21 protein-coding genes are annotated in these 20,940 nt (G+C 65.6%); 7 read left to right on the top strand and 14 right to left on the bottom strand.

Going from position 1 to position 20,940, the window contains the following annotated elements:
• Positions 1–115 precede the first annotated feature (115 nt).
• On the top strand, positions 116–3,886 hold the full coding sequence (locus tag LH390_RS04380) for a multifunctional oxoglutarate decarboxylase/oxoglutarate dehydrogenase thiamine pyrophosphate-binding subunit/dihydrolipoyllysine-residue succinyltransferase subunit (protein ID WP_227288283.1): 3,771 nt from the start codon (positions 116–118) through the stop codon (positions 3,884–3,886).
• Between the two features lie 73 nt (positions 3,887–3,959).
• Here the strand turns inward: LH390_RS04380 and LH390_RS04375 are convergent, their stop codons facing one another.
• The 5 genes from LH390_RS04375 to LH390_RS04355 form a co-directional block, all read right to left on the bottom strand.
• Positions 3,960–5,171 carry an FtsX-like permease family protein gene (locus tag LH390_RS04375; RefSeq protein ID WP_227282451.1) on the bottom strand — a complete coding sequence of 404 codons (1,212 nt, stop codon included), beginning with the start codon at positions 5,169–5,171 and terminating at the stop codon, positions 3,960–3,962.
• Entirely contained in the window at positions 5,168–5,797 is a 630-nt protein-coding gene (locus LH390_RS04370; protein ID WP_227282452.1) for an ATP-binding cassette domain-containing protein, read from the bottom strand. The genes LH390_RS04375 and LH390_RS04370 overlap by 4 nt, the downstream gene beginning before the upstream one ends.
• A complete protein-coding gene (locus tag LH390_RS04365) occupies positions 5,791–7,326 on the bottom strand; it encodes a hypothetical protein (protein WP_227324377.1) in 1,536 nt (511 codons plus the stop codon). Before LH390_RS04365 ends, LH390_RS04370 begins: the two co-directional genes overlap by 7 nt.
• A gap of 356 nt (positions 7,327–7,682) precedes the next feature.
• The gene (locus tag LH390_RS04360; protein ID WP_227282454.1) at positions 7,683–8,474 is read right to left on the bottom strand and encodes a hypothetical protein; all 792 of its coding nucleotides are present in this window, start codon (positions 8,472–8,474) and stop codon (positions 7,683–7,685) included.
• Between the two features lie 18 nt (positions 8,475–8,492).
• Positions 8,493–9,035 (bottom strand): general stress protein, encoded by a 543-nt coding sequence (locus LH390_RS04355; protein WP_227282455.1) that lies wholly within the window; start codon positions 9,033–9,035, stop codon positions 8,493–8,495.
• Positions 9,036–9,128: 93 nt separating this feature from the next.
• Between LH390_RS04355 and LH390_RS04350 the strand changes: the two genes are divergently transcribed.
• From LH390_RS04350 to LH390_RS04340, 3 genes are read left to right on the top strand one after another with little or no spacing between them, the layout of a single operon-like run.
• Positions 9,129–10,412: a magnesium transporter MgtE N-terminal domain-containing protein gene (locus LH390_RS04350; protein ID WP_227282456.1), complete on the top strand. Its 1,284-nt coding sequence runs from the start codon at positions 9,129–9,131 to the stop codon at positions 10,410–10,412.
• Positions 10,405–10,977: a DUF1003 domain-containing protein gene (locus LH390_RS04345; protein ID WP_227282457.1), complete on the top strand. Its 573-nt coding sequence runs from the start codon at positions 10,405–10,407 to the stop codon at positions 10,975–10,977. Before LH390_RS04350 ends, LH390_RS04345 begins: the two co-directional genes overlap by 8 nt.
• Before the next feature lie 35 nt (positions 10,978–11,012).
• Positions 11,013–12,146, top strand: a complete 1,134-nt coding sequence (locus LH390_RS04340; RefSeq protein ID WP_227282458.1) for an Mrp/NBP35 family ATP-binding protein — start codon at positions 11,013–11,015, stop codon at positions 12,144–12,146.
• A gap of 27 nt (positions 12,147–12,173) precedes the next feature.
• Here LH390_RS04340 and tatB read toward each other — a convergent pair whose 3' ends face one another.
• From tatB to sigE, 3 genes are read right to left on the bottom strand one after another with little or no spacing between them, the layout of a single operon-like run.
• Positions 12,174–12,629, bottom strand: a complete 456-nt coding sequence (tatB, locus tag LH390_RS04335) for a Sec-independent protein translocase protein TatB (protein ID WP_227282459.1) — start codon at positions 12,627–12,629, stop codon at positions 12,174–12,176.
• Positions 12,630–12,662: 33 nt separating this feature from the next.
• A complete protein-coding gene (locus LH390_RS04330; protein WP_227282460.1) occupies positions 12,663–13,091 on the bottom strand; it encodes a zf-HC2 domain-containing protein in 429 nt (142 codons plus the stop codon).
• A gap of 56 nt (positions 13,092–13,147) precedes the next feature.
• Complete coding sequence (sigE, locus tag LH390_RS04325) at positions 13,148–13,876, bottom strand: RNA polymerase sigma factor SigE (RefSeq protein WP_227282461.1); 729 nt, start codon at positions 13,874–13,876, stop codon at positions 13,148–13,150.
• 265 nt (positions 13,877–14,141) lie between these two features.
• On the opposite strand from sigE, the gene LH390_RS04320 reads away from it, so the two are divergent.
• From LH390_RS04320 to LH390_RS04310, 3 genes are read left to right on the top strand one after another with little or no spacing between them, the layout of a single operon-like run.
• Positions 14,142–14,903 carry an O-methyltransferase gene (locus tag LH390_RS04320; RefSeq protein ID WP_227282462.1) on the top strand — a complete coding sequence of 254 codons (762 nt, stop codon included), beginning with the start codon at positions 14,142–14,144 and terminating at the stop codon, positions 14,901–14,903.
• A 28-nt stretch (positions 14,904–14,931) separates the two neighbouring features.
• Complete coding sequence (budA, locus tag LH390_RS04315; RefSeq protein ID WP_227282463.1) at positions 14,932–15,672, top strand: acetolactate decarboxylase; 741 nt, start codon at positions 14,932–14,934, stop codon at positions 15,670–15,672.
• Positions 15,673–15,693: 21 nt separating this feature from the next.
• Positions 15,694–17,127 carry a GH32 C-terminal domain-containing protein gene (locus LH390_RS04310; RefSeq protein ID WP_227282464.1) on the top strand — a complete coding sequence of 478 codons (1,434 nt, stop codon included), beginning with the start codon at positions 15,694–15,696 and terminating at the stop codon, positions 17,125–17,127.
• Positions 17,128–17,134: 7 nt separating this feature from the next.
• Here LH390_RS04310 and LH390_RS04305 read toward each other — a convergent pair whose 3' ends face one another.
• The 6 genes from LH390_RS04305 to LH390_RS04280 are packed head-to-tail and all read right to left on the bottom strand — an operon-like array spanning position 17,135 to position 20,933.
• Positions 17,135–18,007: a methyltransferase domain-containing protein gene (locus LH390_RS04305; RefSeq protein WP_227282465.1), complete on the bottom strand. Its 873-nt coding sequence runs from the start codon at positions 18,005–18,007 to the stop codon at positions 17,135–17,137.
• A gap of 16 nt (positions 18,008–18,023) precedes the next feature.
• Positions 18,024–18,191, bottom strand: a complete 168-nt coding sequence (locus tag LH390_RS04300) for a DUF3117 domain-containing protein (protein WP_227282466.1) — start codon at positions 18,189–18,191, stop codon at positions 18,024–18,026.
• Positions 18,192–18,242: 51 nt separating this feature from the next.
• Complete coding sequence (locus tag LH390_RS04295) at positions 18,243–18,527, bottom strand: cell division protein DivIVA (RefSeq protein WP_227282467.1); 285 nt, start codon at positions 18,525–18,527, stop codon at positions 18,243–18,245.
• A 50-nt stretch (positions 18,528–18,577) separates the two neighbouring features.
• Complete coding sequence (locus tag LH390_RS04290; RefSeq protein WP_227282468.1) at positions 18,578–19,333, bottom strand: glucosyl-3-phosphoglycerate synthase; 756 nt, start codon at positions 19,331–19,333, stop codon at positions 18,578–18,580.
• Positions 19,330–20,166 carry a dihydropteroate synthase gene (gene folP, locus LH390_RS04285; RefSeq protein WP_227282469.1) on the bottom strand — a complete coding sequence of 279 codons (837 nt, stop codon included), beginning with the start codon at positions 20,164–20,166 and terminating at the stop codon, positions 19,330–19,332. The genes LH390_RS04290 and folP overlap by 4 nt, the downstream gene beginning before the upstream one ends.
• 44 nt (positions 20,167–20,210) lie before the next feature.
• Positions 20,211–20,933 carry an LOG family protein gene (locus LH390_RS04280; RefSeq protein ID WP_428845117.1) on the bottom strand — a complete coding sequence of 241 codons (723 nt, stop codon included), beginning with the start codon at positions 20,931–20,933 and terminating at the stop codon, positions 20,211–20,213.
• Positions 20,934–20,940: the final 7 nt, after the last annotated feature.

The raw sequence follows: 20,940 nt of genomic DNA, 5'->3' as shown, positions 1-20,940 counted from the left end.
TTCGGACATGTGGTGCCGGTGGCCTAGAGTGTTCGGAACGCAAGGGTACTTTCGGCTACTACAGTTGAATAAACGAGTGCACCCCCAGGTAAAGGAAATGAGGCGAGTACCTGCCGTGAGCAGCGTGAGCAACTTCGGCCAGAACCAGTGGCTGGTAGATGAGATGTTCCAGCAGTGGCGTGAGGACCCGAACTCCGTAGATAAGGAGTGGCGCGAGCTGTTCAAAGACGTTCCACAAACAGCACCCAACGCGCAGGACGCCCCGCCCGCAACCGCGCCGGCCACTAACGCTGGCTCGGATAGCTCGACAGACTCGGACACCTTAGGCGACGTCGCCGCACCGGACGCCCCGGCGCGCGCCGCCGCGCAGCCCACTACCAGCCTGACCACCGGCGCTGGAGCCGCCGGGCAAGGAGACAAGCCGGTGACCAACCGCAAGGCCATCCCAGAACGCGTGAAGCCGGATTCCCCCCTGGAGAAGGTTCAGCAACTACCAGAAGCTGGCGCCAAGGTGCTGCGCGGCACATACAAGGCGATAGCCAAGAACATGGAGGAGTCCCTCCAGTTGCCCACGGCCACCACCGTGCGCGACATGCCGGCGCGGCTCATGTTTGAAAACCGGGCGATGGTCAATGACCACCTCAAGCGCACCCACGGCGGAAAGATCTCCTTTACCCACATCATCGGCTGGGCCATGGTCAAGGCCACCCAGATCCACCCGGCCATGAACGTGCGCTACGAACTGGCCGATGGCAAGCCCTCGATTGTCACCCCGGAGCACATTAACCTCGGCCTGGCCATCGACCTGCCCCAGAAGGACGGCACCCGCGCGCTGGTCGTCGCCGCGATTAAGGAATGCGAGACGCTGACCTTCGACGCCTTCGTCGAGGCCTACGAGGACATCGTCGCCCGCTCGCGCTCCGGCAAGCTCACCCTCGATGACTTCCAGGGAGTGACCATCTCCCTGACCAACCCGGGCGGCATTGGCACCCGCCACTCGGTGCCCCGCCTGACCAAGGGCCAGGGCACCATCATCGGCGTCGGCGCCATGGACTACCCCGCCGAGTTCGCCGGCGCCTCCACCGACCGCCTCGCCGAACTCGGCGTGGGCAAGCTGGTGACCATCACCTCCACCTACGATCACCGCATCATCCAGGGCGCCGAATCCGGCGAATTCTTGCGCGAGATGTCGCGGCTGCTCACCGACGACGAGTTCTACGATGAGATCTTCGCCGCCATGGGCATCCCCTACGCCCCCATGCGGTGGGCGCAGGACCTCCCCAATACGGGGGTAGACAAGAACACCCGCGTCATGCAGCTCATTGAGGCCTACCGCTCCCGCGGCCACCTCATCGCAGACACCAACCCGCTGAACTGGCACCAGCCCGGCCTGCCCGTCCCCGACCACCGGGACCTCAACATTGAGACCCACGGACTGACCATCTGGGACTTAGACCGCCGCTTCAACGTCGGCGGCTTCGGCGGCAAGGAAACCATGACGCTGCGCGAGGTGCTCTCCCGCCTGCGCGCCGCCTACACCCTCAAGGTGGGCTCCGAATACACCCACATCCTGGACAAGGAAGAGCGCAACTGGCTCCAAGACCGCCTGGAAGCCGGCATGCCCAAGCCCACCACCGCCGAGCAGAAGTACATCCTGCAAAAGCTCAACGCCGCCGAGGCCTTTGAGAACTTCCTGCAAACCAAGTACGTGGGCCAAAAGCGCTTCTCCCTGGAAGGCGCCGAGGCGCTCATCCCGCTCATGGACGCCGCCATTGACACCGCCGCCGGGCAAGGCCTCGACGAAGTGGTCATTGGCATGCCCCACCGCGGGCGCCTCAACGTGCTGTTTAACATCGTGGGCAAGCCGCTGGCGCAGATCTTCCACGAGTTCGAAGGCACCATGCAGGGCGGCCAGACCGGCGGGTCCGGCGACGTGAAGTACCACCTGGGTGCTGAAGGCGAACACCTGCAAATGTTCGGCGACGGCGAAATCAAGGTCACGCTGACCGCCAACCCCTCCCACCTCGAAGCCGTCGACCCGGTGATGGTGGGCCTGGCACGCGCCAAGCAGGACCTGCTGGACAAGGGCCACGACGGCTACTCCGTCATGCCGCTGATGCTCCACGGCGATGCCTCCTTCGCCGGCCTGGGCATTGTCCAAGAAACCCTCAACCTGGCCCAGCTGCGCGGCTACACCGTCGGCGGCACCGTCCACATCGTGGTCAACAACCAAATTGGGTTTACCACCACCCCGGACTCCGGACGCTCCTCCTACTACGCCACCGACCTGGCCAAGGCCTACGGCTGCCCCGTCTTCCACGTCAACGGCGACGACCCGGAGGCCGTGGTGTGGGTGGCCAACCTGGCCACGGAATACCGGCGCATCTTTGGCAAGGACGTCTTCATCGACATGATCTGCTACCGTCGCCGCGGCCACAACGAGGCCGACGATCCCTCGATGACGCAGCCGCAGATGTACGAGCAGATTGACAACCGTCCCTCCGTGCGCGCCCAATACACCGAAGACCTCATCGGCCGCGGCGACCTCAACGAAAATGAGGCAGAGGCCGCCGCCCGGGACTTCCACGACCAGATGGAATCCGTATTCAACGAGGTCAAGGAGACAGAGAAGAAGGCTGCGGAGCCGCAGGCCGGAATCACCTCCTCCCAGGAGCTGACCCAGGGGCTGGACACCAACATCTCCCGCGAGGAGCTGCTGGAAATCGGCCACGCCTACTCCACTCCCAAGGAAGGCTGGGAGTTCCACCGCCGCGTCAAGCCGGTGGCCAAGAAGCGCGGCGAGTCCGTCACCGCCGGCGGAATCGACTGGGCCTGGGGCGAACTGATCGCCCTGTCCTCCCTGGCCAACGCCGGCAAGACCGTCCGCCTGGCCGGTGAGGATTCCCGCCGCGGCACCTTCACCCAGCGCCACGCCATCATCTTTGACCCGGAGACGGGCGCGGAGTGGAACCCGCTGGGCGAACTGGCCGCCTCCAAGGGCAACGGCGGCAAGTTCCTGGTGTACAACTCGGCGCTGACCGAATACGCCGGCATGGGCTTCGAATACGGCTACTCCGTGGGCAACCCGGACGCCGTGGTGGCCTGGGAGGCGCAGTTCGGCGACTTTGCCAACGGCGCGCAGACCATCATCGATGAGTACGTCTCCTCCGGCGAGGCCAAGTGGGGCCAGCTCTCCTCCGTGATCCTGCTGCTGCCCCACGGCTACGAGGGCCAGGGCCCGGACCACTCCTCTGCCCGCATCGAGCGTTTCTTGCAGCTCGCCGCGGAAGGGTCCATGACCATCGCCCAGCCGTCCACCCCGGCGAACTACTTCCACCTGCTGCGCCGGCAGGCACTGGGACAGATGCGCCGCCCGCTCATCGTCTTTAGCCCCAAGTCCATGCTGCGCAACAAGGCTGCGGTCTCCGCGCCGGAGGACTTCACCACCACCAAGCGCTTCCGCTCGGTGATCAATGACCCGCGCCTGATTGCCGCCGACGGCACCGTCACCGGCGACGTAGACAAGGTCACCCGGATCCTGCTGGTCTCCGGCAAGCTCTACTACGAGCTGGAAAAGCGCCGCGCCAAGGACAAGCGCGAAGACATTGCCATCGTGCGCCTGGAGATGCTCCACCCGGTGCCGTTCAAGCGCCTGGCCGAAGCCTTCAAGGCCTACCCCAACGCCAAGGAGATCGTCTTCTGCCAAGACGAGCCCGCCAACCAGGGCCCGTGGCCGTTCCTGCACGAGCACCTGCCGGAGCTGGTGGACGACCTGCTGCCGCTGCGCCGCGTCTCGCGCCGCGCCCAGGCCTCTACCGCCACCGGTATTGCCAAGGTGCACCAGGCTGAGGAAGCCGCGCTGATCGACGAAGCCTTCGCCGACTAATCTAGGCACATGCAGTGCCCCGGCCGATCATCTTTCGGCCGGGGCACTGGTGTTTTTCAAGGTTATCCGCGCGCTACTCCTCGCGCAGCAGCTCCAGCGGATCTGAGCGCGACACTGTGCTCCAGGCGCGAAGTACGGCCAGGAAGGGAATAGCCGCACAGCTGCCCACCACCACCGCGACCGTTGGCGTGGCAAGAAGGGCCGGAAGAGACCAGGCCCCGCTCAGCGCGTGCGGCAAGCCGACCGTTGCATCGACAAGCGCGGCCACGCCCACGACGACCATGGCAAGCACCACGGCGGCCACGGCCACCACCCCTGCGACGCACGCGGACTCGAGGAAGATGTAGGCCGCAATCTTGCCCGAGCTATCGCCGAAGGATTTTGCGATGCCAAAGAACGTGCGCCGACTCGAACAAATCACCGCGCCCAGCGTGAATGCCAGCACAAAGAGCACCACCGCGACCACAACATTGAGCACCACCGACAGGTTCTTCGCGGCCCCCACGATGGGATCCATCATACGAACCACCTGGGCAAGACTGGTCACCTGATAGCCGCGGTCCTGCCAGTCCTTCTGCACCTCCGCCAGATCGGCCTCTGGGGCGACATGGGCAAAGATCTTCTCCGGCACGGCCTGGTCTGGTGGGACGCCCTGCTCGGCTGCCTTGAGCCTCCGGGCATCGTCGGCGTTGATATACGCGACGTCAGGGCCATCATTATTGGGCTGATCCGTGCCAAAGATGCGGCTGACCTTCAGCGTGGCATCGGCTCCCCGCACGCGGCTGCCCTCCAAGCGCTCCTGGTAGCGGAATACCGCGTCGTCGCCGAGCAGTGCGCGAAAATCGACGCCCCCGAAATCGGCAGGTACCGCGATCTCTGCTGCACCAAGCTGCTCGTCTCCTGACTCCCAATCCGGATGCGCCCCAGGCACCACCGTTTTTGCCCAGAGGATAGAGTCAACGCCCTCGCTCTTCAGGCGCTCGTCATTGGGAACCAGACCCACCGTGAACTGCGGGGTCGCCGAGTCGAGGCGGGCGTCAGCCCGCACCGCTTCTTCTGTCTGCGCGTTGAACGGCTGCGCATTCGGTCCAACTGCTGGGGTGATCACCAGCGTGCTAACCGCATCGTTGCCCTGTAGACCTTTCGCTGCCACGCTCCCGGTTGGCGCCACGAACGCCCCCAACACCAAAGCAAAACACGCAAGGACTACCGCCAGAACGATGCTACGGGTGTACTCCTTGCGGATTCCAGAAACAAAAAGCCACCACACCGCTGCAATCTTCATCGGGTCACCTCCGACTTCACTGGAATCTCTTGGGGCGGATGGGTCATGGGAATCTCCTGGTGGGACGCCATGAGCACCAGTCCACCGCCGTCCAGAAACGCATCGAACATCGCCCCGATGGCCGCCGCGGATTCCGGATCAAGGTTGGCAAACGGCTCATCGGCGATCACGATCTCCGGGCGGCTAGCTAGCGCCCGCACGACGGCGACCCGCTGCGCCTCGCCTCCAGACAGCGTTGCGGCCGGCCGCTGTGCGGTATACCCGATTCCTGCCATCTCAAGATAGGACTGGGCGATCTCCCTATCGCCGAACATCACAAGGTTCTGCTCAACGGTTAATTGTCCAAGCAGATGAGGGCTTTGGAAGGCAATGGCGATCAGCCCGCGCGCGGAGGCTGCTGCGGGGCTTAAGCCATCCCCCTCACAGTGGTACGTCGCGTGGCCCCGGCGTGCTGGCAGGAGCCCCGCCGCGTGCGCGAGGGCGGTGGTCTTTCCTGCCCCGGACGGGCCCGCAACCACTGTGAGCACACCGGCTTCGGCCGCTGAATCGGCCACCCGAACCGTCGTCCGCGCCCGGCCGTCATTCAGCTCAATTTCCAGCCCTTCAAGGGTCAACTGATTCACCATGGCACATACCCCGCCATCCGCAGTTCGTAGGCGACGTTAAGGCTGCAGGACTCCCCGCTCGGCTTGCCATCCCTGATCAGGTCCGCACCGTACGCGGGGTCCGCACAGCCGTCTTGGTATATGCTGCGCCCGATGTCCTCGCGGTCGATCTCATCAGGAGCACCGGTGACGTGCGCGGCGTGGAGGGCCTGCGCCATCAGCATCGCCGGGCCGGTGTAGTGGCTGTATCGTGCGAGCGTCTGGCCCGCTAGATCGCCCCACGTGTCCTTGATTTCCTCCTGGTTGCCAAAGAGGTTGGCGTGCGCGACCACGGCTAGCGCGGCGTGCAGGGAGGCATCGTCGCTGGGCGTCCAGAACTTCAGGTGCGCTGGCGGCAGCGTGCAGCCCACGGTCTCACCTGCGGCTAATACCTGAAGGTCGGTGAGGTTGCTCAGCGAGATCGTGCGCGCAGCGGAGCCAAGTGCCTCGCAGAAACGTGCCTTATCTTCATCCCGCAACCGGCCCATTTCAAAGAGCACCACGCTCGCTGACGCGGCCTCGGGCCCGCCGGGGACCCAGTCTGGCGACTCCACCATGTGGCGAATCGTCTCCTCGGCGCGCGCGTCATCTTCTTCGCCGAAAACGTCGCCCACCAGCCGGTACGCCGCTTCCGTCGCATCCAGCCGCGGCAGGATGCGCCCTGGCGCGAAGCCCCAGCCATCGTCCTTGAGGTGGGAGGTGATTCGCTGTTTGACCCCCGCCAGACAGTCCGCGCCAAGATTGTCGTGCAGCGCGATGTCAGATAGCACCCAGGTGGCCAGGCCAGAGATGGATTCAGGATCGTTGACCACCCGGGTGCAGGCCTGCTGCACAGTCCGGATTGTCTGAGCAGTGGGTTGCGTTTCCACCAGGATCTCACCGCGGGCTTCAAGCAAACCATGATCGTCATCATCTGGTGTCGGCCCGGGTGTCGGCCCGGGTTTCGGTGAGGAACACGGGACGCGCACGCCTTCGCCTTCGTGCTGCGTCCAGCGCTCCCAAAGGTCATAGCTGGCGCACACGGCTTCACCGACTGCCGGGTCCGCGTTGAGCACATCAACAACCTGGTGGCGCTTGCCCTTATCGGCCGGGTCGCTCTTCAGCGCGTCGAGGGCAGTAAACCCCAGTCCTGCCTTGTCTGCCGGCGCGAGTGCTGGGTTAGAGACCGCGCGGACAACGTCCGGCTGAGTCTTTTCCCCCAACAAAGCAAGGTAGATGGCTTCAACGTCGTTGGTAGGCGCCGGCGTTGTGCCGCTGAGCGGGGCCACCGCAATATCAAGCTTGTGCGCAGATTCCCGCAAATAGTACGTATCAGGGATACTTGTTGTGCGGTCGTGGGTGGATCGGGGGTCTTTTATCAAACCCGTATCGGCATCGCGCAGTGCAGAGATCGTCTCGGCCGCGCGCTCCTTTTCCTCCGAGACCACGGCGTGCGGCGCGCACGCGGATAGGCACGCACTTGCCGCAATGGCCACCATTGCGCAGAGGTTAATCAGCTTAGTTCGAGGCATGTGCCATCACCACGTTCCCGGTAGCTATCGCCTGTAGGGTCGTTGTCCCCGAGGTCTTAACAGTCGATGTCTTCGCGTGGGCCTGAGCCACGAGAGGGCCCGAAACAACCAGCTGGACAGCCGCGTTTGCTAAGAGGAATTGGGGGGGGGGGCAGGCATGGCGACCCTTTCAGGTGGGGCGAATGAGTACGGTTCCCGACGATAGTGAGAAGACCCTCCCCCCGATAGGCCCCTCAAGGACCATCCCCCTATACGGGTGTCTCCCTTCGTACCGCCGTGCGTGCCCTTTTCCCCCTGCGCACCTGACCCCACCGCCCAGGCCTGGCGCACAGGTCGGGCGGTGGGGCACGAACGCTTTAGGATCCCGCGTTATCGCGGAACCATTGCTCGCCGAGCTCGTCGACGCGGCTCGGATCGGTGCCCGCCTCGGCGACGAGCTTTTCTATATCTGCGGTGGTCACCAGCCGGGTAATCCCGTTGATGCCCTTGAGCCCTTCGCGGTCGACCGCGGTTTTGCGGAAGATCGGGATGAAACTCTCCGGCAGGGCGTCGCGCGACGTGGAGGCATGCGAGCCCGCAGCTGCGGGGCTGTGGGAGCGGCAGCCGGAGGCCGGCGACGGATCGGGGACGTCGAATTGATAGGACAACGTTGCCGCTAGGGCTTCATAGGTGGCCTGGACTGGGTCTGCGATCGCACCGGCGGTGAGCTGGTCGCGCAGCTGCTCGGCCTCGTGCGGGGAGCGCTGGGTGAGCAGTTCCCCGGTGCAGCCGATGACCATGTCCACGCCGGGATCCGTGAGCCATTCCATGCGCTCATCCTGGGTGGTTTCGCGGGCCTCTACCACGGCCGGAATGCCCTCGTCGAGCAGCGCCATGCGGTAGATGTGTGCCAGTGCCCGCTTTTCGACGTCGCCTGCCGCCACCACGATGTCCACTCGCCCATCGCGCGCCTGCGGACCATCGGTCTGCGTGACGTCAGCCTCCTGGGGAGCCTTCTTGCCGCGCTGGCCCACCTGCTCACTATCGGTGTTGGGGCGGGCCAAGCGGTCGCTGTCTGCGCACGCGACGAGCGTGCCTGATGCCCCCACCGCGCAGGCGGTGACAAGGAGGGCGGCGCACAGGGTTCGGACGTGGCTCACGGCGGTCATGGCGGTTAATGGTAGCCGCTAGTGCTGGGCGCCTGAATCATCCTGCTGCGTGGGGGCGGTATTGCCGGTCAGCGTGGCCACAAAGTCGCGGGCTTGGGGCGCAAGCTGCGGGTCGCACAGCAGGTCGTAGCGGCCTGCCACGATGGTGGTGGCGGAGGTAAAGTCGCGGCGCCCCTGCGTCATGGCGTAGGGCACGGCGGCCATGACCAGCCCGAAGACGGCGCCGAAGGCCAGTCCGGCGAGCAGCGGGCCAAAGAAGGTGTTCATGAAGATGCCCAGCAACAGGCCAACGAACACGCCGGTCCATGCGCCGGAGGCTGCTCCGCCGGCGAGCACCCGCCCCCAGGTCAACCGTCCGGTGACGGATTCAACTTCCATGAGATCCACGCCCACGATGGTCAACGCTGCGACGGGAAACTCCTTATCAGACAGGCCGTCGACGGCACGTTGGGCTTCCTCATAGGTGCTAAAGCTGCCCACCGGCCAGCCGGCTGGGCGTTGTCGCGCAATGGCTGCCTGGCGAGCAAAAGAGGCGTTCTGACGGGGCGTGGGTGAAGACACGTGCGGGCCACCTTCCAATTATTGTTTTTACTTAAACATCAAACGCCGCAGCCGTTGGAAGAGTTCCCTCCCCGGGGTTTAGACTGCCTTTCCATGAGTGCGGTTACCCGAATGTATGCAGGCAGACTCGCGGGCATGGTGGTGCGCGGACCGGACATGGATGCCATCGGGCGGGTCCGCGACGTGGTGGTGACCATCCGCCCCTATGGGCAGTCATCGCGGGCGCTGGGGCTGGTTGTGGAGCTGGCCACCAAGCGCCGCATCTTTGTCCCCATGCTGCGCATCGCTGGCATCGAGCCCGGCGAGATCACCCTGGCTACCGGCTCGGTGTCCATGCGGGCGTTTCACACCCGCACCGGCGAGCTGACAATCATGAGCGACCTGGTGGGATCCAAGGTACACACGGATGATCCGGACCTCATTGATCTGCACAGCCGCGCCGTGGAGATCACGGACGTGGAGTTGGAGCGCACCCGGACCCGGGATTGGGTCATTTCCAAGGTCGCCGTCTTTGGCAATAAGGCCCGCTTCGGGCGTTCCCGCGAGGTCTATGCGGTGCCGTGGAATTACGTGCACGGGATCACCGCCGCCGGAGTGGGCATGACCGATACGTTGGCGGAGACGATCGCGGCCTTTGAGGACATGCACCCGGCAGACGTGGCCAATTATCTTCATGAGCTGCCGAGTTCGCAGCGCAACCGGCTGGCCAATGAGCTCAACGATGACCGCCTGGCAGACATCATCCAGGAGATGCCCGATGAGCGGCAGGCGGAGCTACTAGAAACCCTCGACATTGAGCGCGCCGCCGACGTGCTCGAAGAGATGGACCCGGACGATGCGGCCGACATCCTCCAGGAGCTGCCGGACAACAAGGCCGAGGTGCTCCTGGAGTTGATGGACCCGGAGGAGTCCGGCCCGGTGCGCCGCTTGATGAGCTTCTCGCCGGACACCGTGGGTGCCCTGATGACGCCAGAACCGCTGATCCTGAGCCCCCAAACCACGGTGGCCGAGGCGCTGGCGCTGGCCCGGGACCCGGAGCTGCCGACCTCCCTGGCCTCGCTCATCTTTGTCGTGCGCCCACCAACGGCGACGCCCACCGGCCGGTACCTGGGCTGCGTGCACTTACAAAAGCTGCTCCGCGAGCCCCCCTCGACGCTGATCTCCGGGATTCTGGATCCGGACCTGCCGCCGCTGTACGCCAATGACACTCAGGAGACCGCGGCACGCTACTTTGCTACATATAACCTGGTGTGCGGGCCGGTCATCGATGCGGATAATCATCTGCTCGGCGCTGTTGCCGTCGATGACCTGCTTGACCACCTGCTGCCCGAAGACTGGCGCGAGACGGGACTGCGTCCGGAGGTGACCTATGGCTGATCGTGAGAAGAGCGCACTGGATACGCCGGTCGCGGCGTCGAAGCGCAAACTGTTTTCCGTCAACGACGATGCCATCGGTGCCATGGCGGAGAAGGTCGCCCGCTTCTTTGGCACGGGCCGCTACCTCATGTGGCAGACGGTGGTGGTCATCGTGTGGATTGCGCTGAACATCGGCGGCTATAAGTGGAACTGGGACCCCTACCCGTTCATCCTGCTTAACCTGGCGTTTTCCACCCAGGCTGCCTATGCGGCTCCGCTGATTTTGTTGGCGCAGAATCGGCAGGAGGACCGGGACAAGGTCGCCTTGAGCAATGATCGCCGCCGGGCGGAGCAGACGAAGGCGGACACGGAGTTTCTTGCCCGCGAGCTCGCCGGTGTGCGGCTGGCGGTCGGCGATATGGCCTCCCGCGACTACGTGCGCGGTGAGCTTGAGGATGTGCTCGGTGTGCTCGCCCGCATCGAGTCCAAGCTTGACGACGCCGCCGCGCAAGCCATGGAGCGGCGCGAGGAGCTTGCCGAACCCACGCAACACTTCCGCGGTGAAGATGAGGATCAGCGAAATTGAGGCACCCTGACTCAGAGCGCTAGAGTCGGGCAGTGATGCCTACTTTCAGTCACGCCGACGTCCGCGCCGCCCTCGCCCGGGTTGAAGACCCGGAACTGGGCCGGCCCATCACCGAGCTTGGCATGGTCAAGTCCGTCGAGATTGACGGCTCCCATGTTGACGTGGAGATCTACCTGACCATCGCCGGCTGTCCCATGCGCGACACCCTGCAAACCAACACGCAGGCCGCCGTGGCAGAAGTACCGGGCGTGGAGTCCGTCACCGTGACCACCGACGTGATGAGCGATGAGCAGCGCCGCCAATTGCGCACCCGGCTGCGCGGCGCCAACTCAGAGCCAGTGGTCCCCTTTGCCCAGGCCAACTCCCACACCCGGGTGTTTGCGGTGGCCTCCGGCAAGGGCGGGGTGGGCAAGTCTTCCGTCACGGTGAACCTGGCCTGCGCGCTGGCCGAGCGCGGCCTGTCGGTGGGCATCGTCGATGCGGACATCTATGGCCACTCCGTGCCGCACCTGATGGGCTCGGATCAGCAGCCGACGGTCATGGAGGAGGACATGATCCTGCCTCCTATCGCCCATGGGGTGAAGTTCATCTCCATCGGCCAATTCGTGGAGGGCAACGCTCCGGTGGTGTGGCGTGGGCCCATGCTGCACCGGGCCTTGCAGCAGTTCCTCACTGACGTCTTCTGGGGCGATCTGGACATCCTGCTGCTGGACCTACCTCCGGGAACCGGTGACGTTGCCATTTCCGTGGCGCAGCTGGTGCCCAACGCCGAATTGCTCATTGTCACCACCCCTCAGGTGGCTGCGGCAGAAGTAGCGGAGCGGGCGGGCTCGATTAGCCAGCAGACCCGCCAGCGGGTCGCGGGAGTCATTGAGAACATGTCCGCGATGGTCCTTCCCGATGGCACCACCATGGACGTGTTCGGATCCGGTGGCGGTCAGCAGGTTGCCACCCGCCTGACTGCTCTGACGGGCACGCAGGTAGACGTGCTGGGCCAGATTCCGCTTGACCCCCAGCTGCGCATCCACGGGGATACGGGGACCCCGGTGGTCATCGCGCAGCCGGATACTCCCGCGGCGCAGGAGTTTGTGGCCATCGCCCAGACCCTGGCACACCGGCGCGAATCATTGGCCGGCAAGTCCCTCGGCCTGGGGGTCACCCGGCACTAATGCCGTCTCGCCCGCGGGGTGCGGGCCTCACATGATGTCGTTCCAGTCGAACCCGCCCGGTGCAGGCGGGGCCGGTGGTGGGGTGCGCCGCGGCGGGGTCTGTTGCTGCGGGGGTGCCGCGGAGGCGGAGGTGGCGGTATCGGTTGGCTTGTGTGCGGGCTTGGGGCGCGCAGTAGTTCGCGGGTCAAGGTCGTCGAGCACGGTCGAGTCGCCGTCGAAAAGCACCTGCGTGAGTGCTGAGCGGGGGCTCATCCTTTGGAGGCGCGCGACCTGGCTCAGCGGCCCGCGCAGCTCATCGAATTCCTTGGTGATGTCCCCGAACTCGCCGTCAAGCTCGGCGCGCGCATTCGCAATAGCTTTGCGGGCCGCGTAAATCGCCGCCTGCACGTCCTTGATCACGCCGGGTAGCCGCTCCGGGCCGATGACGATGAGACCGATGATCACCACCGCAAGGATCTCAGACCAACCGATACTAGAAAACACAGTTCTTTACCTTAGGCCAGCGCCCGCACGCCGCTAGCGCCCAGGCCGGTGCGGGCGCACGGATTGGATGAGATCCTCCCACCGCTGCGCCAACATCTCGGCCTTGGTCTGGGGCCCGGCACCCGGCCCGGGCGGGCAGCCTTCCTGCGCAATGGCATTCAGCCGGGCAAGTAGCTCCGCGGAGGCTTGGAGCCGGGAGGTCAGACAGGAGTTACGCAGCGCCGCAGAGGTACCTTGTTGGCGGGCCACATCGCGGCGGCATTCCGCGCACAGGGCCAGGTGCATCCGGGCGCGGTGCGCGGCCTGCGGGGTCATCTCCCCATCAACGAAGGCGGCCACCGCCTCCGGGCCCAGGTGATCGATGGAGTCGAAGCGGGCACGGGCGGCGGCGACCACACGCATCTCGCGGGCGCCACGGCGTTGCGTGGGGCGCGTCGGGTGCGTGGACACGGTGCGGGTCACCTCCCAAAGTTCAATACCGGACTCAAATTGCGGAACGCTGAAACCAGGATATCGCGCTATCGGTGCGCGGGAAGCAGCAGCCGTGCTTCCTCACTGGCCTCTGCGGCCTGTTCCAGACGGGTGCGCAGCTGGCTGCGGCCACGGTGGATGCGGGAGCGCACCGTGCCCATCTTGAGCCCCAGCGTATCTGCAATCTCCTCATAGCTCATCCCCACCACATCACAGAGCACCACCACCACGCGGAAGTCCGGGCTCAGGGAATCGAGGGCGTCCTGGAGAACCGGGTCCAGGTGGTTGACGCTATATGCCTGCTCCGGGGTCATGTCCGTGCCCGGAACCCGCTCATAGTCTTCTGGGAGGGCCTCCATGCGGATCTTGTTGCGGTGGCGCACCATATCCAAAAAGAGGTTGGTGGTAATGCGGTGCAGCCACCCGCGGAAGGTCCCTGCCTTATAGCGCTTCAGGGAGCGAAACACGCGCATGAACGTCTCTTGTGTCAGATCCTCCGCGTCGTGCTGATTGCCGGACAGCCGGTAGGCCAGCCGGTAGACGCTGTCTGCGTGTTCGGCGACCAGCTCGCCCCAGCTGGGCATATCACCCACGCCGGCGTCGAAGGCTGCCGTTCCGGTCAGTTCCGCCTCCTGCTGGGCATCCTGGCCGTCCTGAACATCCCGGGCGGGTGCCGGCGCCGCGGCCCCGGTGGGGCCTGCGGAGCTTCTTAAGCTGCTGCGGCCGCTGAGGCTGGCGGGTCCGGCGGTGCCGTCGGAGGAATACTGCGTGGACATGAGCCTTATTCTGCCAACTCTTCCTTGCCATGACCAGCTTCCCAGCGCACAGCGTTCTGTGAATGTACGGTGTTTGCGCCGCAAGAGCTGCGCGATAGCTGAGATTCTGGCCCAAACGGGCGCAGCAGCGGCGCGGCGGTGAGCTGTGCCGCTCCCCCGCACGCTGCCCGCCCGTAGGGTTGGGGAAACAAAAGGGAGCCCACGGGAACGCAATGGGGATGTCATGGGCCGCCGTTGGCCAGCCGGTGGCCTACCATCGGAGACCGTGACATCCTCTGAACATAGCCCCCAGGACAAGGCCGCTGGCCTGGCACACTACATTGACGCCCGCCAGCGTGACGTCGAGGCCCGGCGCGTCGCGGCCGATGCCCCTGCCGCCGATCAGTCTGCCTCCGCCCTTACCGCTGCTTCTGCCTCGTTGTCCCCGCGTGCGGACGTGGCGGAGTTGGACGCCGCCCGGCAGGATTCCCAGGAGTTAGGCGTTAGCGTGCCGGATCCGATGACCGGTGCCACGCTCACGATGTTGGCTGCGGCCGCGACGGCGGGGGTGACGGGGGCGTCGGCAATTGCTATTACCCCCGCGCTGGCCGTGGTGGGCCATTATCTCCTCGACGGGATGCCCGCGGGCACGCTGACGTGCATCGATCCGGAGGCCGCGCACCAAGAGCTCGCCCGGAACGCTTTCCGACGCCGCGGGCTGCCCACATCGCGGGCCCGCTTCCTGACCTCGCGGCCACTCGACGTCCTCGGGCGCATGGCCCCGGGCAGCTATCAGCTCATCTACGCGGAGGTGGATCCGCTCGAGCTTGCCGCGCTCGTAGATACCGCCCTGCCTTTGCTGGCCCCGGGCGGCAGCCTCCTGCTGGCGGATTGCCTGAGCGGCGGGGAGTTAGACGATCCGGAACGCGACGACCGTTCTACGGTTGCAGCACGCCGGTGCCAAGACGCCCTGGACGACCTCGACGGGGTGGCGGTGTGCCGCCTGGCCCTGGGTGCGGGCATGGCTGTGGTGACACGTCTGCACTAAACGGCGGTGCTGACTATCCTGGGTCGGCATGGAGATTGAGACTTCGCTGCCGGTCCAGCGGCACACGATTTTCCAGAACTCTTTGATGACGGCCTTGCTCGACGGGATCTACGACGGCGAAATGACCGTCGGAGAGCTGCTGGGCCACGGCAACTTTGGCATCGGTACCTTTGATGCCCTGGACGGGGAAATGATCGTCCTGGACGGCACCTGCTATCAGGTCCGCGGCGACGGCTCCGCCGAGCGCGCCGCGCTCACGCAGCGTTCTCCTTTCACCGTGATGACCAACTTTGTTCCGCTCATCGTCTCCCATCCCCCGCAGCAGATGTCGCGGGAGGATCTTGGGGAGTTCATCGACGGCCTCCAGCCCAGCGAGAACTACATGTATGCGCTGCGCATCACCGGCCGCTTCAGCGCGGTGACTGTGCGCACCGTGACCAGGCAGTCCAAGCCCTACCGCCCGATGACGGAGGCCACCGGCGACGACGCGGAATTGACCTTCCATGACGTCACCGGAACCATTGCGGGGTTCCGCACCCCGGTCTATGAGAAGGGCATTGGGGTCCCCGGCTGCCACGTGCACTTCATCGATGAGGCCCGCCACAGCGGCGGCCACGTCTTGGATTTCACCTTGGAGGAGGGCCAGGTCGAGCTGTGCCCCGGCACCGACCTGCAGCTTCACTTGCCGCTGACGCGCGATTTTTCCCGCGCGGAGCTGGCCCCCGAGAACCTCGACGAACAAATCCACCACACCGAGATCAAAAGCTAAAGACGCGAAAGGAGCACCTTCATGCCCTCCCTACCCGCCACCTATTATCGCCCTGAGCTGCACGTGACCGCCGAAACTGGAGTGTTGGAGGCGCCCGCAGCGATCCTTCTCGATTCCTCAACCTGGCACCTGTTTTATCAATACCGGCCGGACCCGCAGTCACCGTCGCGGTGGGGCCACCAAATATCACGAGGGGACGCCTACAGCTGGGACCAGTGCGATGACGCGCTCGCGCCGCAGGGCGCCGAGGAGCGGGTGCGCGCCGGCTCCGTGGCGGCCATCGACGGCGGGGTCAACCTCTATTTCACCTCCGTCACCCCTACGGGCACGGAGATTCACCTCGCCCGCATCGACGACCTCGAGGCGTGCTGCTCCGACATCTCCGATGACCCGCTGTCCCTGTGCCCCGCCGTGCAGCGGGTGGGGAGAGTCGTCGGCGACACAGACGGCCTATACAACTTCCGCTCCCCCTGCGTGGTGGCCGACTGGGTGGCCAATGATGACCGTTCCGAAGGCCACGAGGGCTGGCTCATGCTCGCGGTCACCGGGGACGTAGACAGCCCCGACCTAGCGATGCTGCACTCCGACGACGGCAAAGAATGGCAGCTGCACGGCCCGCTGCGCTTCGAAGGAGACACCGGACTCGAGCCCCAGGCCTCCATTGTCTCGCCGCGGATTACCCGGCTGCGCGACGAGGTCACCGGGCACATCAGAGACATCCTGCTCATCACCGTCGAGCGCAACGGCGTGGACATCTCCGGATACGTGGTCGGCCACCTCGAAGGACCCACGTTTACGGTGGTCAGCCCCTTCACCCGCATCGACTACGGCCATGACTTCACCCGCCCCCGCAACACCACGTTTACCCCGGGGACCATCCCCGAGGAGCAGCGCTATGACCGGGCCGCGATCATGGGCTTGCTCAACGGCATCGGGCGGCTTGATGACCCCACCACGCACCCGAGCCTTGACACGGAAGAATGGGCCAACGCGGTCTCCCTGCCGCGGGTGACCACCCTGCAAGACGGGGTGCTCTACCAGACGCCCACCTCCAAGCTGCCGGATCATGTCGGCCGCACCCAGCGCGCGCATCTATGGACCGGATTGTGCGATATCCCCCAGGGCGGTCAGGTTCTGGTGAAGCTTCTCGACGCCTCCGGGGCCACCGCCGCCACCATCTGCCACACCGGCGACGAGCTGACCATCGACCGCTCCATGAACCCCCACCACCGCGGCGACGCCCCCGCCCGCGCTCCCCTGGCCGACGGGGACTCCGATTCACTGACCATCATCGCCGACGGTTCCACGCTGGAAGTCTTCGCCGACGGCGGCCTGGTGGCCATGGCCAGCCGCGTCTACGTTGATGGCGGCTGCCACGGCTTCGACGTCACGGCCACCGGTGGCGCCGAGCTGATCAACAGCTTCGAACGCTGGAACGGCGGACTGGCCGGCTAGCCGGGCCTTAGGCGTCGGCGCGCGCCAACCGGGTGATGTTGGCGTGCGCGGTGACCTTCATGGTGCTGGGCAACTCGGCAATGCGCCCGGCAAGAACCTCCGGGTCAATGTGGCGCGCCGAGGGGCTCATCCCAATCTGGGCGGCGATGGCCGCCTGATCAAGATCCATGGCAAAGGTGATGTGTTCCGGCTCCCCCACCGGGACCAGGTGGCCGCGAGCCTGCTCAATAAGGCGATCCACCTTGCCCTTTTCCACATCAATAATTCCCAGCGGCGCGCGCAGCTCCGCCAGGTGACCGGTGTCCGCGGTCAGGACGATGACCTGGCCGCCCGGCTTGAGCACCCGGGCAAATTCGGCGGCGTTACGCGGGGCAAAAATGACGGTAATAGCGTCAATGGACTCATCGCGCAGCGGCAAGCGCGACCACGCATCAGCTACCACCGCGCCCACCCGCGGATGGCACTTGGCCAGGTGACGGGCGGCGGCGACGGACACGTCTAATCCCACACCGCGCGCACCGAGCACAGAGTCCAACGTGTGGGACAGGTAGTAGCCCGTGCCGGCACCGACCTCGCAGATCACCGGGGACGCATCATCCGGCACGGCGGCCTCATCGAGGGCGTCGTGGACGGACTCGGTCACCGCCTCCACAAAGGGCGCAAAATGACCGCTCGACAGGAAGGTCTCCCGGTGGGCGATCATCTCACCATCATCGCCCTTATGGCGCAGGCCCGCGCCCCCGGTTAAGGTGACATAGCCTTGTCGGGCCACATCGTAACTGTGGCCCGAGGTAGACACGAGGCGGCTAAAATTATCCGCCCCGGCCAGCGGGGTCCCGTCAACGGGATCGGCGAGCACATCGATGACGTCTGCGAGCATGGGGGTCTGCGTGCTCCTACTGGGCCGCCTCGGTGAGCAGGCCGCCCAGCTCGGCGGCCTCCTCCTTACTCATCTCAATGACCAAGCGGCCGCCTCCATCGGAGGGGATGCGCATGACGATCTTTCGGTTTTCCAGGACCGCTTCCATGTCTCCGCTACCAGTGCGGGGCTTCATCGCTGCCATAAAAAGTCAGGCTCCTTACTTGAACTGCTCTATGGGGATACCCAATCCAGCTTAGTCGTTTCCCTTAAGTCGGGATTCCAAAACTGCGATTCGCTCCGCAAGTTGCGCAATAACGGGGTCCACTTGATCCTGGCGGTACCCGCGCACGACCACCGCGAAGCGCAGGTCATCCACCCGCCCTTCGGCCACCGCCTGCGCATTCTGCTCCCGCACCTTCTCCGGCGCCTCCAGGGGTTCGGTGACCTCTCCACGGCCAAAAATAGTTCCCCACAACCACGTGCCCAGCACAATGAGGAGGAGCAAAACGACGATGAGCAGGATCCAGAGCGCAAACATAGTCTCGGAGAAGCTCGCTTCCTTAAAAGTCAGTAACAGGGCAGGGGCGTTTAATCGCAGTTGATCATACGTGACAATGGCGGGCGTTCCCGTACTTGCACGCCTGCAACCCCTGCACGCTGCAATAATGCACGCGCCACGTCGTCGGCGGTCCCCCGCAACTGGGCCAGCGGGCGGTTCCGGTGGGCCCGCACCCCCAAGTCCACCTCGGCGATGGCTGCCGGCGAGTAGGCCCGGGCGACGTCGATAAGCAATCCAGCCTCAACCCCATAGCCCGCGATGAAGGGCAGCTCACGGGCAACGCGGGTGCACAGCGCGTATTCGCCGCCCAGCGGTTGGCCAATGTGTGCGAGCTCGGGAAACAGCGCGCTGAGCAGGGGGCGCGCCGTCAGTTCGGTAACCCGGCCGCCCTCCCCCACGACCCCGTTGAGGCGGCGCTGGTATCGGGCCCGCACCATAGCCACGCGGGGGTCCGCAAACGGTGCGGCCAGGGCCGCCACCATCCCCGGTCGCGGGTCCTTCAGGTCCGCATCCATGAAGACCACCACCTCGCCGCTCGCTGCGGCCACGCCGCGCCACAGGGCCTCCCCCTTGCCCGACCACGGGGCAACCTGCGGCAACACGTCCCGGGTCCAATGGACTACCCGCGCCCCGGCGCGCTCGGCACGACTGGCGGTGGCATCCTGCGAATCAGAATCGATGACCAGCACCTCGCCCGGATGGTCGGCGAGCGCGGCCGCCACCACCCCGGCTACCGTGTCCTGCTCATTGAGCGCGGGGATGACCACGCTGACGTGGCGCATCATGCCAATCCTCGGATCGTGGCCAGCGGCGCCACCTGGCCCTGAATGGCCGCCGTCATCTGCAGCACATCGACGGTCTGGGCTACCTCGTGTACGCGGAAGGCCGCCACCCCGCGCGCCGCCGCCCACGCCGTGGCCGCCAGGGTGCCCGCCAGTCGCTCCCGCACCGGGCGGGCCACAGTCTCCCCCACAAAATCCTTGTTGGACAGGGCCATGAGCACCGGCCACCCGGTGGCCACCAACTCGTCGACACGGCGCAGCAGCTCAAGGCCGTGGAACGTGTTTTTACCAAAATCATGGGTGGGGTCAATGTAGATGCGCTCCGGCGGAACCCCGCACTCAGCGGCCCGGCGCGCCAACGCGTCGGTGGTGGCGATGACGTCTGCCACCACGTCGTCGTAGTGGACGCGGTGCGGGCGCGTCCGCGGTACCGCGCCGCCGGTGTGCGAGCACACGTAGCCGACCCGATGCTGGCCGGCTACCTCGACGAGCTCCGGGTCGGCCCCCGCCCAGGTATCGTTAATCAACCCGGCCCCGGCGGCAATGGCGGCCTCCGCGACGCCAGCGCGCCACGTGTCTACTGAGATAACCACCTCCGGGTGGCGCTCATGGACGGCGGCGATGAAGTCCACCACTCGGGCGGCTTCCTCGGCGGCGCTGACCTCCTGGCCCGGACCGGCCTTGACTCCCCCCACATCGACGATGTCCGCACCCTGCGCGATGACCTGGTCGACTCGCTCAAGGGCCGCATCCCAGGCGTGGGTGGCGCCCTGGTCATAGAAAGAGTCGGGGGTGCGGTTGATAATCGCCATGACGGCAGCAAGCGGAGCAGGCATGGGCCCTAACCTACCTGGTAGGCCCACCGCTGCCCGCGACCGCGTTAGCGCCGTGCCGCATGCGCCCGCCTGATGTGGTCGACGGCCTCCTGCGGGGAATCGGTGACCATGAGGTGGTCGAGGTCATCGGCGTTGATGAGCTTTTCGCTGACCAGGCGCTCGCGAATCCACTCGATGAGCCCCGACCAGAACTCGGTGCCAATGAGCACGATCGGATAGTGGGTGACCTTGCCGGTCTGCACCATGCACAGCACCTCGAAAAGCTCATCCAGGGTGCCAAAGCCGCCCGGCAAGCACACGAAGCCCTGGGAGTACTTCAGGAACATGGTCTTGCGGACAAAGAAGTACCGGAAGTTGAGCCCCAGGTCGACGTAGGCGTTGAGGTGTTGCTCGTGGGGCAACTCGATGCCCAGGCCTACGGACAATCCGCCGACCTCGCTGGCGCCACGGTTGGGGGCCTCCATCAGGCCTGGTCCCCCGCCGGTGATGACGGCATAGTCCGCCCGGGCGAGCTGGCGGCCGACCTCCACCCCCAGCGCGTAGTAGGGGTGGTCGCGGGGGATGCGGGCGGAGCCGAAGACGCTGACCGCCCGCGGCAGGTCCGCCAGGGCATCAAAGCCGGCGACGAACTCCGATTGGATGCGCAGGATGCGCCACGGGTCCGCGTGCATCCAGTCATGGTCGGCCCGCAGCTCCAGGAGGCGCTGATCATAGGTGGATTCCTGCTCGGCGCCTTCTGCACGCACGAGCAGGGGTCCGCGCAACATGCGCTGT

Source organism: Corynebacterium uberis (assembly GCF_020616335.1).
Classification (GTDB): Bacteria; Actinomycetota; Actinomycetes; order Mycobacteriales; family Mycobacteriaceae; genus Corynebacterium; species Corynebacterium uberis.
The sequence above is the reverse complement of the archived record's forward strand: the minus strand, read 5'-3'. Positions and strand labels throughout refer to the sequence as shown.